Origin of the sequence: Streptomyces alfalfae, from assembly GCF_004127445.1 — a bacterium.
Classification (GTDB): Bacteria; Actinomycetota; Actinomycetes; order Streptomycetales; family Streptomycetaceae; genus Streptomyces; species Streptomyces alfalfae.
Map to the genome: position 1 here is coordinate 227,858 of NZ_QEXM01000045.1, position 16,812 is coordinate 244,669.

At 70.0% G+C, this 16,812-nt stretch carries 11 protein-coding genes; 2 read left to right on the plus strand and 9 right to left on the minus strand.

Annotated elements, in window-relative coordinates:
* Positions 1 to 34: 34 nt before the first annotated feature.
* Positions 35 to 2,158, minus strand: coding sequence for a DNA gyrase/topoisomerase IV subunit B (locus tag DCW30_RS27900; RefSeq protein ID WP_076684178.1), 2,124 nt, complete (start codon positions 2,156 to 2,158; stop codon positions 35 to 37).
* Between the two features lie 440 nt (positions 2,159 to 2,598).
* On the opposite strand from DCW30_RS27900, the gene DCW30_RS27905 reads away from it, so the two are divergent.
* Positions 2,599 to 2,829: a DUF7455 domain-containing protein gene (locus DCW30_RS27905; RefSeq protein ID WP_062780115.1), complete on the plus strand. Its 231-nt coding sequence runs from the start codon at positions 2,599 to 2,601 to the stop codon at positions 2,827 to 2,829.
* Between the two features lie 165 nt (positions 2,830 to 2,994).
* Here DCW30_RS27905 and DCW30_RS27910 read toward each other — a convergent pair whose 3' ends face one another.
* From DCW30_RS27910 to DCW30_RS27940, 7 genes are all read right to left on the minus strand, one after another.
* A complete protein-coding gene (locus DCW30_RS27910; RefSeq protein ID WP_076684179.1) occupies positions 2,995 to 3,825 on the minus strand; it encodes a serine protease in 831 nt (276 codons plus the stop codon).
* Between the two features lie 130 nt (positions 3,826 to 3,955).
* On the minus strand, positions 3,956 to 5,497 hold the full coding sequence (locus DCW30_RS37675; protein ID WP_076684180.1) for an RNA polymerase sigma factor: 1,542 nt from the start codon (positions 5,495 to 5,497) through the stop codon (positions 3,956 to 3,958).
* A 443-nt stretch (positions 5,498 to 5,940) separates the two neighbouring features.
* A complete protein-coding gene (locus tag DCW30_RS27920) occupies positions 5,941 to 6,828 on the minus strand; it encodes a FadR/GntR family transcriptional regulator (protein WP_198503794.1) in 888 nt (295 codons plus the stop codon).
* A 163-nt stretch (positions 6,829 to 6,991) separates the two neighbouring features.
* The gene (locus DCW30_RS27925) at positions 6,992 to 9,235 is read right to left on the minus strand and encodes an ABC transporter ATP-binding protein (RefSeq protein ID WP_076684182.1); all 2,244 of its coding nucleotides are present in this window, start codon (positions 9,233 to 9,235) and stop codon (positions 6,992 to 6,994) included.
* A 197-nt stretch (positions 9,236 to 9,432) separates the two neighbouring features.
* A complete protein-coding gene (locus DCW30_RS27930; protein ID WP_062773767.1) occupies positions 9,433 to 10,194 on the minus strand; it encodes an NUDIX hydrolase in 762 nt (253 codons plus the stop codon).
* 128 nt (positions 10,195 to 10,322) lie between these two features.
* Entirely contained in the window at positions 10,323 to 12,395 is a 2,073-nt protein-coding gene (locus DCW30_RS27935) for a glycogen debranching N-terminal domain-containing protein (RefSeq protein WP_079249970.1), read from the minus strand.
* A gap of 219 nt (positions 12,396 to 12,614) precedes the next feature.
* Positions 12,615 to 14,219, minus strand: a complete 1,605-nt coding sequence (locus DCW30_RS27940; RefSeq protein WP_079249971.1) for a DUF4192 domain-containing protein — start codon at positions 14,217 to 14,219, stop codon at positions 12,615 to 12,617.
* 701 nt (positions 14,220 to 14,920) lie between these two features.
* Between DCW30_RS27940 and argB the strand changes: the two genes are divergently transcribed.
* A complete protein-coding gene (argB, locus tag DCW30_RS27945; RefSeq protein WP_079249972.1) occupies positions 14,921 to 15,991 on the plus strand; it encodes an acetylglutamate kinase in 1,071 nt (356 codons plus the stop codon).
* A gap of 89 nt (positions 15,992 to 16,080) precedes the next feature.
* Here the strand turns inward: argB and DCW30_RS27950 are convergent, their stop codons facing one another.
* Positions 16,081 to 16,725: a GNAT family N-acetyltransferase gene (locus tag DCW30_RS27950; protein ID WP_237283379.1), complete on the minus strand. Its 645-nt coding sequence runs from the start codon at positions 16,723 to 16,725 to the stop codon at positions 16,081 to 16,083.
* Positions 16,726 to 16,812: the final 87 nt, after the last annotated feature.

The following is a 16,812-nucleotide window of genomic DNA, read 5'->3' on the forward strand; positions in this document are numbered from 1 at the left end:
GTGGGGCACCCGGCTCCGGCCGGGAAAGATGCCGCTAGGCGTCGATGCGCGAGCGGTCCAGCGTCGCCGCCGAGCTGGTGATGAACTCCTTGCGGGGCGCGACGTCGTTGCCCATCAGCAGGTCGAAGACCTGCTCGGCGGAGTCCAGGTCGGAGATGTTGATCCGGCGCAGGGTGCGGAAGCGCGGGTCCATCGTGGTCTCGGCGAGCTGGTCGGCGTCCATCTCGCCCAGGCCCTTGTAGCGCTGGATGGAGTCCTTGTAGCGCACGTTCTTGCGCTGCAGTTCCAGCAGCGTCTCGCGCAGCTCCCGGTCGGAGTACGTGTACACGTACTTGTCCTGGCCCTTCTTGGGCTGGCTCAGCTCGATCCGGTGCAGCGGCGGCACCGCGGCGAACACACGGCCCGCCTCTACCATGGGCCGCATGTAGCGCTGGAAGAGCGTCAGCAGCAGGATCCGGATGTGCGCGCCGTCGACGTCGGCGTCGACCAGCAGGATGATCTTCCCGTAGCGGGCCGCGTCGATGTCGAAGGTACGCCCCGACCCTGCTCCTATGACCTGGATGATCGCGCCGCACTCGGCGTTCTTGAGCATGTCCGTGACGGACGCCTTCTGCACGTTCAGGATCTTGCCGCGGATCGGCAGCAGTGCCTGGAACTCGGAGTTCCGCGCCAGCTTGGCCGTGCCGAGCGCGGAGTCGCCCTCCACGATGAAGAGCTCGCTGCGCTCCACGTCGTCGCTGCGGCAGTCCGCGAGCTTCGCCGGCAGCGAGGAGGACTCCAGAGCCGTCTTGCGGCGCTGGGCGTCCTTGTGCTGGCGGGCGGCGATACGGGTGCGCGCCGCGGCCACGGCTTTGTCCATCACGGCCCTGGCCTGCGCCTTCGCGTCCCGCTTGGTGGACGTCAGGAACGCCTTGAGCTCCTTGGCGATGACGTTCGCCACGATGCGGTTGGCGGCCGAGGTGCCGAGGACCTCCTTGGTCTGCCCCTCGAACTGCGGCTCGGCCAGGCGGACCGTGACCACGGCGGTCAGGCCCTCCAGGGCATCGTCCTTGACGATGTCGTCCTCGGCCACCCGCAGCACCTTCTGGCTGCGCATCGCCTCGTTCAGCGTCTTGGTCAGTGAACGCTCGAAGCCACTCACATGGGTGCCGCCCTTGGGGGTGGCGATGATGTTCACGAACGACCGGATCGTCGAGTCGTAGCCGGTGCCCCAGCGCAACGCCACGTCCACGCCCAGTTCACGGGTGACCTCGGTGGGGGTCATCTGGCCGTGGTCGTCCAGGACCGGCACCGTCTCCTTGAAGGCGCCCTGGCCGGAGAACCGCAGGACGTCGCAGACCGCCTTGTCCTTGGCCAGGTACTCACAGAACTCGCTGATGCCGCCGTCGAAGCGGAAGGACTCCTCGCCCTTCGAGCCGCCCTCGCCCAGGCCGAACTCGTCGCGCACGACGATCGTCAGCCCCGGCACCAGGAAGGCGGTCTGCCGGGCCCGCTGGTGGAGGTTCTCCAGCGACAGCTTGGCGTCCTTCAGGAAGATCTGCCGGTCCGCCCAGTAGCGCACGCGCGTGCCGGTGCGCGCCTTGGGGATCTTCTTGACCTTGGTGAGCTTCGCCGACGGGTCGAAGGGGGCCTCGGGGCCCGACTTCGCGAAGGCGCCGGGGACGCCCCGCCGGAAGCTGATCGCGTGCGTGTGCCCGGCGCGGTCCACCTCGACGTCGAGGCGCGCGGAGAGCGCGTTCACCACGGAGGCGCCCACGCCGTGCAGGCCGCCGGAGGCCGCGTACGAGCCACCGCCGAACTTGCCGCCCGCGTGCAGCTTGGTCATGACGACCTCGACGCCGGAGAGGCCGGTTTTGGGCTCGACATCCACCGGGATGCCGCGGCCGTTGTCGCGCACCTCCACGGAGGCGTCGTCGTGGAGGATGACCTCGATGTGGTCGCAGTAACCGCCGAGGGCCTCGTCGACGGAGTTGTCGATGATCTCCCACAGGCAGTGCATCAGGCCACGGCTGTCCGTGGACCCGATGTACATGCCAGGGCGCTTGCGGACGGCCTCGAGCCCCTCCAGGACGAGGAGATGCCGCGCGGTGTAGTTGGAACCGTCCCGGTCTGCTCCGGTCAGCAACGCTGTGGACGGCACGGACGTTTCGGCGGTCACGCGGTTCGCTCCTCGCTGAATTTCAAAGGGGGTCCTTTGGGGTAAGGACTCGGCTTCGGTTGCCCGTCAGAGGGTACCGAGGCCTGGTAGAGCCGTTGTCACGCCACCCTCGGCTCGACTCAGACTAGTCCAGCCTCGCATACGTGTTCGATCGCTCGATGGAGTGAAGCGCACGTCACGTTCCCTTCCAGGCATGAACCATTTAGGCTCCGGGCACGTCCTCAATGAACAACCGGCAAGCCAGCCGGGAGGACCCGACCTGACAGACAGCGCGAAACCGTAAGACTCGTAAGAGACGCAATACGGCACATTCGCCGCCAACCGGCAACGGACAACCTCTCGGAAGAAATTTTCGAGGAAAAGCCACGAGCGGGAACGTTTTCGGCCTGGTTGGATGTTGACCCTGGTACGACAGCTCGTCGAGCTAGAGAAGAGGCGACGTGACTACTGTTCTGACCCCCGCGAGCCCCCTGACGGCCGCTGATCGCTGCGACCGCTGCGGCGCCCAGGCATACCTGCGCGTTGTCCTGTTGAGCGGCGGTGAACTGCTCTTCTGCGCCCACCACGGTCGCAAGTTCGAGCCGGAACTCAAGAAGATCGCCGCTGAGATACAGGATGAGACGGAGCGCCTGACCGCCGTTCCGGAGACCACATCCGAAGAGGAACGCTGACACCTCGCAACCACGACGAGCCAGCTCCGGCACACCAGGCCGGTGAACGGGCGGCGGCCCCTGCCACATGCAGGGACCGCCGCCCGCTCTTGTCACAGGGGCCTCTGAGGCCCTTCTCGGCCCTCCTGTGCCGCCCAGCCCCCTCTCCCCGGGCGGTTTCTCGTGTCAGCCACGGATCCGCAGGATCTTGGCGACGTCCGAGGCCCGCGTGTAGACGCCCGGGCGCCCCGGGCGGCCGCATCCACTCCCCCAGGACACCAGGCCGATGAGCCGGCCCTGGGCGACGAGCGGCCCGCCGCTGTCGCCCTGGCAGGCGTCCTTCCCGCCCTGCCGTTCACCGGCGCACACCATGGTCGCGGCCAGGTACTTGCCGTCGGCACTGCCCGGGTACGCCTCCTCGCACACCGTGTCGGCGAGGACATGCACGTGCGCCGCATGGAGCGAGTTCGCGTACTGGCCGCCTCCCGTCGTGTCCCCCCAGCCGTAGACGGCGGCGATCGTCCCCGCCCGGTAGGCGGCGTCGCCCCGGCCCGCCACGGGGATCACGTACGACTCCGGCAGCGGTTTCGCCAGGGTCAGCAGGGCCGCGTCGCCGGAGTTGGTCGAGCTGTTGTACTCCGGGTTGGTCCTGACGTTGCTCACGGTGATCTCGTCGCCCTCGGACGTCCGCAGATCGTTGCGTCCCGCGATGACCTTCAGGTCCCGTACCTCGCTGAGCGGCACGCCGAGCACGCCCGAGTCCACGCAGTGGGCCGCCGTGAGGACCGTGGTCCTGCTGACCACGGCTCCACCGCAGAACTGCCCCGATCGGGTGCCCCCGAACCGGTCACGGCTGGCGATCGCCACCACCCAGGGGTGTTCGGACACCTGGACCGGGCCGCCCCCGATGACCACGCTGTCGGCCACCGCGGACCCTGGGGCGGCCAACGGCAGCACAGCGGCTCCGGCTGCCAGGGCCACTGCCCCCGTCCATGCTCGGGCGATGTGACGACGCATGTGATCTCCTCACTCTCGGCTCCAACGCCTACCCAGAGTCATCCAGAGTCACAGAGAGCGCACCCGCGCGCGAAAGGCCCGAACCTTCGGAAAAGGGTTCGGGCCTTTCGGTCGCGGTGACTGTCGTCGTCTAGTCCAGGTAGTCCCGCAGGACCTGCGAACGCGACGGGTGACGGAGCTTCGACATCGTCTTCGACTCGATCTGACGGATGCGCTCACGCGTCACTCCGTAGACCTTGCCGATCTCGTCGAGGGTCTTCGGCTGGCCGTCCGTGAGACCGAAGCGCATCGAGACCACGCCCGCCTCACGCTCGGACAGGGTGTCCAGGACGGAGTGCAGCTGCTCCTGGAGGAGCGTGAAGCTGACCGCGTCGGCCGGAACGACCGCTTCGGAGTCCTCGATGAGGTCACCGAACTCGCTGTCGCCGTCCTCACCCAGAGGGGTGTGGAGGGAGATCGGCTCACGGCCGTACTTCTGGACCTCGATGACCTTCTCCGGGGTCATGTCGAGTTCCTTGGCCAACTCCTCCGGAGTGGGCTCGCGGCCCAGGTCCTGGAGCATCTGGCGCTGGACACGGGCCAGCTTGTTGATGACCTCGACCATGTGCACCGGGATACGGATGGTGCGGGCCTGGTCGGCCATGGCGCGGGTGATCGCCTGACGGATCCACCAGGTGGCGTACGTGGAGAACTTGTAGCCCTTGGTGTAGTCGAACTTCTCGACCGCGCGGATCAGACCGAGGTTGCCCTCCTGGATCAGGTCCAGGAAGAGCATGCCGCGGCCGGTGTAGCGCTTGGCCAGGGAGACCACCAGGCGGAGGTTGGCCTCCAGGAGGTGGTTCTTGGCGCGGCGGCCGTCCTCGGCGATGATCTCCAGCTCGCGCTTGAGCTTCGGGGCGAGCTTGTCGGCGTTGGCCAGCTTGTCCTCGGCGAACAGGCCGGCCTCGATGCGCTTGGCGAGCTCGACCTCCTGCTCGGCGTTGAGGAGGGGGACCTTGCCGATCTGCTTCAGGTAGTCCTTGACCGGGTCGGCGGTGGCGCCGGCGGCGGCGACCTGCTGGGCCGGCGCGTCGTCCTCGTCCTCGTCGGAGAGGACGAAGCCCTGGGCGCCTTCCTCGGCCGGCTCGCCCTCGCCGGGCTTGCCGGCGGCGGGTGCCTCGTCGGTCGCCTCGTCGTCCAGGAGTTCGTCGGCGTCCTTCTTGGACGTGGTCTTCTTGGCCGCCGTCTTCTTGGCGGTGGTCTTCTTCGCGACGGCCTTCTTGGCCGTCGTCTTCTTGGCTGCGACCTTCTTCACGGGCGCGTCGTCGGCGTCATCCGCGGTCGGCGCCTCAGTGGCGGCGGTGGCGGTGGGCTTCGCCGTGACGGTCTTGGCCGCGACCGTCCTGGTCGCGGTGCGCTTGGCCGGGCTCTTCGCTGCGACGCTCTTGCGGGGGCGCTTGGGCTCCGCGGCACTGACCATCAGCGTCACACCCTCTTCCTCGAGGATCTGGTTGAGGCTGCGCAGAACGTTCTTCCACTGGGTGGCCGGAATCTGGTCAGCTTCGAAGGCACGACGCACGTCATCGCCGGCGATCTGCCCATCAGCCTTTCCCCGCTCGATGAGCGCCATGACAGAGACGGATTCGGCGATCTCCGGCGGGAGCGTACGGGATGTGCTGGCCGACACGAACAACCTCTCGGAACGTTGGAAAACGGCTTCCGGCCCCGTCCATTGTGGACCGGAGCCGACGACCGGCGGCAGGGGATTGGGCCGACGGCGCGGGCGGGGGCCGGGGAGCTGCACAGCGTCACGAACGACGGCTGTATTCCCTCCTCGGCTATCACCTCTTAGGTCATCGCGCTGTTCCTTGGAGCGTTACGCCCAATCCACGTGGCCCGAGTCACACCCCGTAAGTGATCAAAACTGCCCATATGCGGCCAGAAGCTACTTATACGCATGCACGAATGATCCCCCGATGCCCCACGAAGCAATCCTCGCGATCTCGCCGCCGGACCCCGCTGAGCTCATGGGAGCCCGCGGCGATCCGGCGACGCCTGCCACGCGGAACCGGCACCACCCAGAGGTGACGGAGCGCTACGGCGAGGCGTGCGCACGACGGCGGCGTGAGGACGCGGTCAGTGCTCGCGAGGGGCGGGTACGACGCGCTCCACCTCCGGGTGGACGGTGAGGAGCTGCCGCATGGCGGCCTCGGCGCCAGCTCCGTCGCCCGCGGCGAGGGCGTCGACGACGCGGGAGTGGTGCACCAGAGAGCTCTCGCTGGGGCGGTCGCAGCCGGAGCCCGGGCCGCCCGAGACCTGCAGGGCCGCCGAGACGATGCCGGACAGGTGCTCGAGCATGCGGTTGCCCGCCACCTGAATGAGCAGCGAGTGGAACTCCGCGTCGGCACGGGAGAAGGTGAGCATGTCACCCTGTGTCAAGGCGTGGCCCATGATCTCGACCATGTCGGCGAGGCGCTGCTGCACCTCCTCGCGGCCGTGCCCCGCGGCGAGGCGGGCGGCGAGCGGCTCGATCATCCAGCGGAGCTCACCGAGCTCGCGACGCTGGTCGTCGCGCTGCGGCCCGAAGGCGCGCCACTCGATGATGTCCGGGTCCAGGAGATTCCAGTCACTGACGGGACGCACGCGCGTGCCGACATTGGGGCGGGCGCTGACCAGGCCCTTGGCCTCCAGCACACGCAGTGACTCACGGACGACGGTGCGGGAGACCTCGAAGCGCTGACCGATCTCTTCGGGGACGAGTGGACGGTCGGCGCCGAGATCACCGGAAACGATCATCTGGCCGAGCTGCTGGACGAGTTGGCCGTGCAGCCCGCGGCCGCGGCTGCCCGCAGCGCGCCGGCCCACACGCCCCAGGTCCTGGTCGGGGCCGTCCCACACGGGAGGGATCACGCGGTCCCGGCCATGGGACTCCGCGTAGGGGTAGCGGTCGAGGTCGCCCGGGCCTGCGAGACCGGAGTCGGCGGGGCGGGCGGTGGACATCATGGTGTGCGCAAGGGTACTCACGGATCAGTTGTCGGCGTGGCCCCCAACTCCCTTGAGGTCTTTGGTGAAAAGCACACGAAAGGGTGATCGCTTACCCTGCCGCAATTGACGCCTTATCGGAAAGAAATGAGCGTCGTACGGGGAGTTGCGCGCAGGCCCCGCGACGGAGGGCGCCGGATGGTCATCATCTGACCCTGCCGCGCACCGTGGTGAGCAGATATGCGCAGAGCAGGGTGGTCAACGACAACATCAGTGCAGTACCCACAGGTTGAGCGAGCATGCGCACACCGGCCGCCAGAATCCGTTCGCTGCCGAAGGGCCACTGCACCAGCGCGAGATCACGCAGCCGTCCCGGAAAACCCGCCGCCGATCGCACTGCAGGCCCATCAACGGCTTTCTGTACGACCGGCACCACGAGGATCGGCACCGCGAGCACCGCGGCGAGCCCGGCGGTGGTGGAACGGAAGACTCCGGCAGCGAGAACCCCTGCCCACGCACACCCGGTCAGCAACGCCACCCAACTCGCGCACAACACAAGCCAATCACCGGGAACTCCGACGAGCTCCTCTCCGTATACAAGGTGAAGCAGCGCCGCATCCGCACCCACCGCGAGCGCGCCGAGCAGCAGCGCCGTGGCGGCGGCGACGAGCAATTTGGCGGCGAGCAGGCTCAGACGCCGCGGGACGGTCCCCCGGTCCGCGGCGAGAGCGGGGTAGCGGAACTCGTCACCGAAGGCGAGCGCGCCCAGGAGCCCGGCGCCCAGGGCCGCGGGCGGCAGCGGAAGCGCGTTCGGCCAGGCCGCCAGCAGTCGGGGCTGCGGGGTGTGCCCGACCCGCGCCACGACAAGGCTGATCACGGCGGAGGCGGCGAGGACGGCTGCCAGGGTGAGGTAACCGGTGCCGACACCGGCGAGGCGCCGCAGCTCGTAGCGCAGGGGCCACAGGGGGGTGCGGCCTGGGCGGACGGCGATGGGGGGTGGCAGGGCGGAGGCGGGGGTGGGAGGGGGCGGGGCGGGGGGATGGGGCCCACCGGTGCGCGGGGCGGTGCTGTCGTCCTGCGGCAGCGGAGCCCTGTCGGCGTCCCTGAGTGGTACGAGGCGGATCGCTGCCGTCTCGGCGCGAGAAGGCTCTGCCTCGCCTTCTTCGGTCAGCGCTGGGGCCGCTGCGTCGGGTTCGGTCTGCGCTGCGGCGGCTGCCTCGGGTTCCGCCTGCGCTGTAGTCGTTGTGTCGAGGGGCTGCTGCGGCGTGTCTCCGTTCCGGCTCGGGGTGTCGATGTCGGCTTGGGCGGGCGGGCTTCCCTCGAGCTGTGCCAGGGGTGCGTGGCCTGTCGTGGCCGATTGCGCCTGAGCGTCCTCCTTGGCGCGGGTGGTCGGTGGCTGCGGCTGAGGCTGCGGCTCGTCACGGGTCTGAGCAGGCGGCGCAGGCAGGCCGACCCTGGCTTGAGCCGGCCCGTGCACGCCTGCCGGGCGGCACTCTCCGGAGGCGGTGAGGGCGACGGCGAGGGCGGGCTCGGCGGACAGCTTCGGCTGTGTCGGTGGGCCGGGAGGCGCTGACGGTCCCGCGTCGCCCAGTTCGTCGGCGAGTTGGTGGACGAGGATGCCGTGCCGATACGCGGTCTCGCCCACTTCGGCACAGTTGCTGCCGTAGACGGAGAGCCTGTTGCCCTCTTCTCTGACCACCTCGACGGGTTTTCTTGCCGCTCGGGCCTCCTTGGTGAGGAGCGCCCCGAGGCGAGCCGCATGGGGGGTGAGGACGACGACGCGGGGGCGGAGCCGGGTCCGTGCGAAGTCCGTGGCCTCCTGGTCCGCGATGAGCCGCCCCTCGTCGAGGGTGACGACACGGTCGGCGGTTCGCGCCGCTTCCTTGGGGTCGTCGGTGGTGAACAGGACCGTGCCGCCCTGATCGGCGTGGGCACGCAGGATCTCGTGCAACCAGGCGCTCTCCCGGGCCGAGAGTCCCTCGGCCGGGCCGTCGAGCACGAGGGCGTGCGGGTCGGCGAGCAGTGCGCAGGCCAGGCCGAGGCGCCGGTCCATGCCGCTCGAAAGAGTGCCGAGATGCTGGTCCCGGAGGCTGACGAGGCCGACGGCCTCAAGGACGTCGTCGGCACGCGTGATGGGCACCGCGACAGCGGCACAGAGCATCCGCAGGTGGTTGCGGACCGAACGCGCGGGATGGCCCGGGACCTCGCCCAGGAGGACGCCGACCTCGCGTGAGGGCTGGGCGATACGGTGCAGCGGGCGTCCTCTGAAGTACGTCACGCCGCGGCCCTGTTGTAGTTCGAGCATGAGCCGCAGCGCCGTGGTCTTGCCGGCGGCCTCGGCGCCGAGCAGCGCCGTGACACGGCCGGTGCGCGCCTCGAAGGACACGTCGTCGACGGCGGGCGGGAGCTCCTGGCGGGCGTTGCTGGTCAGTCCGATGGCCTGGATCATCGCTTCTCTCGCAGGATGTGCGACCGCTCGACAGCCGGGGCCCGTCCACCGGATCAGGGGGACGAACCCCGTGGGTACTCCAGCAAGATAACGCGACATATACGGCTTTTCGGGCAGGGTGACTGTTGCTGGTGTCCCCCGAGTGACGCGGAAGGCAAATCGGCGGGCCGTCCATCGGCCGACGGTGAACGTCGGCGTCAGACCTCGGGGCGCAGCATCGGCGGGTTGAGGAGCGTCGCGCCGCCGGCGCGGAAGAGCTGGGCGGGCCGACCGCCCTGCCTGGTCGTGGTACCTCCGGTCGGCACCAGGAAGCCCGGGGTGCCGGTGACCTTGCGGTGGAAGTTGCGGGGGTCGAGGACGACGCCCCACACCGCCTCGTACACCCGTCGCAGCTCGCCGACGGTGAACTCCGGCGGGCAGAACGCCGTGGCCAGCGAGGAGTACTCGATCTTGGATCTCGCACGCTCGACCCCGTCCGCGAGGATCTGCCCATGGTCGAACGCCAGAGGTGCCGACGGCTCCCCCTCACGTCCGTACCCGCCCTTGTCGAGCAGGCTCTCCACGGGCGCCCAGCGGGCACTGTGCGCGTCGCCGCCCGCGCGGGGTGCCGGCAGATCGGGGGCGAGGGCGAGGTGGGCGACGCTGACGACGCGCATCCGTGGGTCGCGCTCGGGGTCGCCGTACGTGGCGAGTTGCTCGAGATGCGCTCCGTTCGCCTGGGCGGGGCCGGCGGGGTCATGGGCGCAGAGGCCCGTCTCCTCGCTCAGTTCACGTGCCGCCGCGGACGACAGGTCCTCGTCGGGACGGACGAATCCGCCGGGGAGTGCCCAACGCCCCTGGAAGGGCTGTTCACCGCGTCGCACGGCCAGCGCGCAGAGTGCGTGACGGCGCACGGTCAGCACGACCAGGTCGACGGTGACGGCGAAGGGCGGGAAGGCCGACGGGTCGTAGGGCGACATGCCGCGATCATAGTCGTCTGCCTGACGATAAACATCTCCTTCGCTCACTGCTTCCCGGCCTGTTTCCCGGCATCGCGATGCCGCCGCCCGGCCGCTCCTCACCGGCCCTCTGGGATATCGGCACCAGGTCAGACCCCCAGCTGCAGTGCGTCGTCCGCTTCCTCGACCATGGCCAGCCCCAGTCGGTTCACCCGTACGGAGAAGGGAGCTCCGGCCACGCACAGCGATGCGAGGCTCAGCTCTCCCAGCGGCGTGCCGCCGGTGGGCCGCAGCGTCACTGTGCCCGCCGGTGCGTCAGGCCTGATGCCGACGAGCGCCGTGAGAACGTGCACCCCCGCTGCCGCGGCGGTGGCCGAGGGGCGGCAGGCGGACGGGTGCGGGAGCGGAGCCGCGCCTTCGGTCCGCTGCTCCCCCGCGAACATCTCGGGGAGTCGGTGGTTGAAGCTCTCGGCCGCCGACAGCATGCCTCGCAGCAGTGAACTCGCCTGCTTTTCATGGCCCGACACCGCGAGCCCCGCGACGGCGACTGCCGTCTCCTGTACATGGACCACCCCGCTTCGGTGCCCGAACGGGTTGTACGCGACCTCCTTCGTGCCCAGGCTGCGCAGTCCCCACCCGGAGTCCATGGACGGGCCGCCGAGCAGTCGCGCCAGTCGTTTGGTCTGTGCGTCATCGAGCAGGCCGGGTGCGAGCGCTCCCGCCCCGAGCAGGCCAGTGTCCAGGAGGTGCGCCGCTCCGCCGGTGAGGTGCGGGAGGAGGCGCCCGTCGGGCAATCGCGCCAAGGCCGGCCGACCGCCCGCCCTGTCGTCCATCCAGAACTCCGCACGGAACGTGGACCGGAGCCGCTGAGCCCACTGACGCAGCTCGGCAGCGCCTTCGCGGCCGTGTGCGTCGAGCAGGTCCGCGCCGAGAAGTGCGGCCCGATGGGCGTGAGCCTGGGTGGTGCAGCGCACCGTTCCGTCCGACTGTGCGTCCGCGAGGAACGCCCCGTCGCCCACTGCGGTGCGCAGCCACCGCAGGCACCCCTGCGCGGTGGGAAGCAGCTCCTCCACCTCTTTGCTCGGCAGTCCCCAGCGCCATGCCTCCGCGAGCAGAGCCGGGAAGAGCAGGGTCGCCTCGGTTCCCGTGCAGCCGGGCGGCAGGTGCGGTCCTGCGTCGCGCAACGGGCCTGGGATCATTCCTGACCGCGGACCCGGCCCGGTGAGCTGGCCACGTGCCAGGGTGCGCAGTGTGCCCGCGGCCAGCCTGGTCCCGAGCGGTAGCGTCATGCGGGCCGCGGTCAACGCCTCGGCCGGCGCGAGTCCGCAGCGCCACGGGGCACCGGCAGCCGCGTACACGTCCGCGGGGTGTTCGCGGTCCCGCAGCAGCAGTGCCCGCAGGTCCTCGACGGATCGGTCGAGCAGTGGCCGCACCCTGGCGTCGTCGCAGACGGCCCGCGCCGCCGCGAGGGGACGCGTCGTGCCGTGCCTTGCCGTGCGAACCGGTCCCGCGCCGATGGGACGCACCCGCAACTCCAAGCTCCACGAAGCGTTCGGCGGCAGGTCCACCTCCCAGCGCAGCATCCCCGCGGAGGCCAGCGCGTCGGCAGGTGCCGGGTTGGCCGTGACCAGGCAGTCGCCCGACGTGGACGACCACCGCATACCGGAGGCATGGACGTCGGCCGGCAACTCCGGCCCGGCTCTGCCGGACGCGACCGCGCCGAGTTCGGCCATATCCGTGCCGAGCGCGACCTCGACGGGCAGTCGCAGGGGGCGCGGGGCCGAGCTGTGCAGGGTGATCCGTTCCGTGCCGTCGGCGTGCCGGACACGCTCGACGACGATCTCCGGATCGGGGCCGCCGCTGGTCGGCAGGCGCAGCGTCGCCATGAAGCGGGCGCTGTCCGCCGTGACCATACGGGCCTGGACCGGAACCGGTTCGCGGCCGGCCACGCGCATCTGGCAGCGGGACAGTATCCGCCGTCCCGCGCGGTAGAAGCCCTGCAGTCCTCGGCCGGTCAACTGCCCCTCCTCGGACGAGATCGCGAAGGCGGGCAGGGCCACGCAGACGAGGGACGTGTGTGCGGGCGGCAGTTCGACGGAAACGACGGGGCCGGCTGGGCGCCGCGACACCGGGGCCGGTGGGCCGGACGGACGAGCCGTGGTCGGCGCGACCCGCTCGGGCCCCTCTCTGTCGGATACGGGAGACGGGGCGGAAGGGGGCATAGGGCGACTTCTTCGGCGTTGGCTGCGTGGCCCGGGTAGGTCGGGGGCGATTCCGCGGCGTGCAACGGCCACTGGTACCGCCACTCAGGTGAACGGGCCTGACCCGCCGCGAGTCACGCCCGCGTGGTACGAAGCCGACCACACGGAGCCACCTTCTTATGGCCGCCAGTGGGCACCACAGGCGTGCCGGCCAGGTGACCCACCAGGGAGACCGGGCGCTCATCGGTTGTTCCTGGCACCGCGCCTGACCGTGCGCCACCGGCTCTGCGGCGCCGCGCCGGGGCCGGTGGAGGGGTGGGCGTCGCCGGCGGGACGGGCGCCACGAGCTGGGTGGGCAGTGCCGGAGGGGTGGGCACCACCGAGGGGATGGGCATCGCCGGAGGGGCGGGCAGAGCTTGAGGGGCGAGGGTCTTCGGAGAGCCAGGGGGCGCCTCCGACTGGTGCGCTGCCGGTCGTTCCCGCTGAGCGCGGCGGCCGACGGCGCCGGCGGCGCCGAGGGGTGCCACTGGTGGTGCCAGCATCAGCCGATTCGCCCACCATCGCTTCATCCACCAGCCTCGAAGTCCGTTGGGAGGCTGAGGTTTCAGGGGTGTCGCCCTGGTCCTTCCTCCGCAAGCAGCGTCGGACGGACTCCGGGTCCATGCCATCGTTGCAGGCGTGGTGCAGAAGCTGGGCGAACATGTACTCCGGGTCGACAGACAGGGCCATGTCCAGGGCCTCCTGCCCCTCCACGAGGTCACCTAGGGACCAGGCCACCCAACCTGCCAGGGCCAAGGGCGCCGCCGCGTGCTCCGCGTACGGGCCGACGCAGCGGCGGGCCAACGCCCTCCAGAGCCGCAGGGCCGCGGGGGCCGCAGCGCCCTCCATCCAGGCCGCGGCGCGATCGCGCGTCGTCCGCACTTGGAGGCCGATGATGAGTGCGGCGGCCTCGTCGTGTGCGATGAGCCGGTCGTCCCTGCCGTCCGCTGCGGGCGTGTCGGACATCGGCGGCGCGTCGGTCAACCGCGCCATGATGCGGCGAGCCAGGTCGAGCGTCTCCTCGGCGGTGTCGTGCCCCTCCTCGTTCAGAATCCTGGGAACCAGCGTGAGGCTCGCGGCGTCGAGCGCGCGCTCCTGCTCCACTGCGCCACCGGTCGTCCACGGCGTGAGCCGGCCCCTGATTCCGCTTTGCGTGGCATCCACTCGGACTCCCATGTAGGTCGATGCGGCGGCCAGCACGGAGGTGCCTGGCCTGAGCAGGGGGATGCCTTCCGGCGGGCAGCAGCGGGTGTCCGGGCAGCAGTAGGTCCAGAAGCGGCCGTCCGAGATGCACACGACTTCGAACACCGGCACCTCCAGGTCGCCGCAGGACGTGCGCAGCAGCTGCGCGAGCGGTCGCAGGCGCTCCATGACCCGTTGTCCGGAATCTCCGGCGCGGGGCTCGCGGCAGAGGAAGGCGACGATGCCGTCGGGGCGGTCGCCGCGTCGCTCGCAGCCGCCCACCAGACACCGGGCCAGCTGATCGGCGACGCAGGGCCAATCCTCCGAACGCTCGGGGATACCGAGCCGCGCGCGGCCACCGAACCGCCCGCGCTCCCCGTGCAAGGCGATGAGCACGATGCTCTCCTCGGGCTTGAAGCCGAGCAGATACGGCAGAGCATCCGCCAGCTCGGCCGGGGTCCGCAGGGTGACCATGGGTTCCTCGAGCGGGTCACTGGTGTGTGTCTGGGTGTCGAGTGCGATCGGGTCGTCCACTCGATTCGTCTCCTCGGGCACGGTGGGCTCATCCGGCCTCGTCGGCTCGTCGGGCTCGACCGGGCCGGCTGCTTCGCTGTGATTCGTCATGTGCCGACTGTGCCGCGGAAGTTGAGACTCCGGTTAACCCTGTGGATAACCCTGGACAGGGGCACGCCAAGGGTTATCCACAGCCTCACCCGGATGTCAGAGCCGTCGTGTTGCATAGGGGCATGGCAGGCGACACCACCGCCATCACCGCTCGCCGATCGGCTGCATGCACCACCGGTTCATGTCCGCGTCGGCCCATGTCCGCAGCAGTTCACGTCCGCGCCGCACGTCCCGCTTTCGACGCCCAACTTCGCGTCTGCGCCCTCATCCACATCCCACCTAGCCGCATGGCGCCTGCTCCGCGCCAGGCAACGCCCAACACCCGTCGGCATGCCATACCCGCACACGTCCGAGAGAGAGGCGATCCGCCCCTAGACCGTCGTTGATTAGGTTAGGCTTAGCTAAGAATGACCAGTTGGAACCAGCGCTACGTCGGCGCACTTCCGACGGGGGGTTCGCCCGTCATCGAACCGTGTCACCGAACCCTTGCCCAGGATCACGGCTCGCCTTGCGGGGCGGGTCACGGCAGCAGATTGGGCTCAGGCATGGCACACGTCGGGCGGCCTGAGAGGGATGGCGCACACCGAGCAGCCCGCGCGGCCTGCGGCACGACGGCCGGCATACGGCGGGCCACGGACAGCACGCAGGCAATACACGGCGTCACGAAATACCGCGAGACATCACGAGAGAAGACGGAGACCATGACCGAACGGGCCGCGACAGCCGAACCAAGCGATCATGTCGATGCCGGTACCGACGTGGACGCCGGGGCGGACGCCGGCGCCAACGCTGACGGAAAGAGCTTCCGTCAGCTGGTGTCACACCCGGACTCGACTCTCGCCACCACCGGGGTGCCTTTCCGACAGGGCAGCGCGCCCCTCCGGCCGGAGGAACTGCAAGGCAGCACGGTCGTCGTCAAGTTCGGCGGTCACGCCATGGTGGACGAGGCATTGCAGCAGTCATTCGCCAAGGACATCGTGGATCTGTGGCACGCGGGCCTGCGTCCGGTCGTCGTGCACGGCGGCGGGCCGCAGATCAACGCGATGCTCGACCGGCTCGACATGGAGACCCGTTTCGAAGCGGGTCTGCGAGTGACCACGCCCGAGGCCATGGAGGTCGTGCGGATGGTCCTGACCGGGCGAGTACAGAGGGACCTGGTCGGACACATCAACGCTCACGGGCCCTTCGCCGTAGGTATGACCGGGGAGGATGCTCACACCATGACGGCGGTGCGGAGAGCCGCCTGGGTGGACGGCAGGCCCGTCGACATCGGCCTCGTCGGGGACATCGTGGACGTCAATCCCGGCATGGTGCGCACGCTCCTGGAGCAGGGCCACATACCGGTGGTCTCCCCCGTGGCTCGCGGTGAGGACGGGCAGGTCTACAACGTCAACGCCGATCTCGCCGCATCGGCCCTGGCCGTGGCGCTCGGTGCGGAGCGGTTGGTCATGCTCACCGATGTCGAGGGGCTGTACGCGGACTGGCCGCACAGCACCGACGTCATCGAGCACCTGACGGCCGATGCGCTGGACGCGATGCTGCCGGAGTTGGCCAGCGGGATGCTGCCCAAGATGGAGGGGTGCCTACGAGCGGTCCGCGGAGGCGTACGCAAGGCCCATGTACTGGATGGGCGTGTGCCGCATGCGGTGCTGCGGGGCGTTCTCGACGAGAGCAGCCCCGGCACCACCGTGGTCCCCGACCCCCTGGTCGGCACCGCCTCGCTCATAGGCAATGCCCCTGCCGGCGCCAACGACATCACCGCCAACGCCTGACGCACCGCCGGGCGGCCCCGATCCGCCAGAGCAATGCTTGCGTCACGCCGACACGCCGTCATGCCGTCATGCCGTCACGGCATCTCGCGTCACAACGCCCGCGCGAAGACCTGGGCGTTGCGGCGAGGGTCGAGTGACTTGGCCCAGGACGGTGGGCCCAGCCGCTCGGATGTGGGGGTGAAGCCGTGGCGGACGAAGACGTTGCCGTCGCCCGTCGTGGCAGTGAACAGGACGTCGAGAGACTGGGCCCGCGCCATGTGCACCGCGGCGTGCAGGAGTTGGGTGCCTACGCCGTGGCCCTGCCGGTGGCCGGCCACGCAGAAGTTGTAGAGGACGCCGGCCAGCCCGCGGTTCTCAGCGAGACCGCGCGCGGGCCCGCCGGACGACGGGCCGGATGCAGGGCCGGGGACGGAGCCCAGCAAAGGGCCGGATGCGAACCCGGCTACAGAGCTGGGCGCGGAGCCGGATGCAGAGCCCAGCGCGAGGCTGGATGCAGAGTCGGGGGCGGGGCCGCTGGCGTGGATGCTCAAACCCACGCAGCCTTCGAGTTCGCCGTCGGGGGCTTGCAGCACGAGGAAGTCGGCCGCCCTCGCGGCGTAGAGCGAGGCGGGTCGGGCGCGCAGTGCTCCCGAGCGCGCGAAGGGCTCGGACAGGGCAGTGAGCGCGGGGGCGTCCGCCTCGCGGGCCGAACGTACGAAGGACGGTGGGGCGGGGCGCGGCGTAGCCGTGATCAAGGCGTTCCTTCCTCGGTTCCACGAGCGGACTCAAGGAAGGTTAGCCTTGCCTAATTTCAGAGCTCAAATGAGGGTCCCTATGTGACC

Bases quoted from the DNA above. Each gene is read 5' to 3' on its own strand.
- DCW30_RS27910 (WP_076684179.1), bottom strand. From the start codon at position 3,825: ATGCGTCGTCACATCGCCCGAGCATGGACGGGGGCAGTGGCCCTGGCA.
- DCW30_RS27925 (WP_076684182.1), bottom strand. From the start codon at position 9,235: ATGATCCAGGCCATCGGACTGACCAGCAACGCCCGCCAGGAGCTCCCG.
- DCW30_RS27930 (WP_062773767.1), bottom strand. From the start codon at position 10,194: ATGTCGCCCTACGACCCGTCGGCCTTCCCGCCCTTCGCCGTCACCGTC.
- DCW30_RS27935 (WP_079249970.1), bottom strand. From the start codon at position 12,395: ATGCCCCCTTCCGCCCCGTCTCCCGTATCCGACAGAGAGGGGCCCGAG.
- DCW30_RS27940 (WP_079249971.1), bottom strand. From the start codon at position 14,219: ATGACGAATCACAGCGAAGCAGCCGGCCCGGTCGAGCCCGACGAGCCG.
- argB (WP_079249972.1), top strand. From the start codon at position 14,921: ATGACCGAACGGGCCGCGACAGCCGAACCAAGCGATCATGTCGATGCC.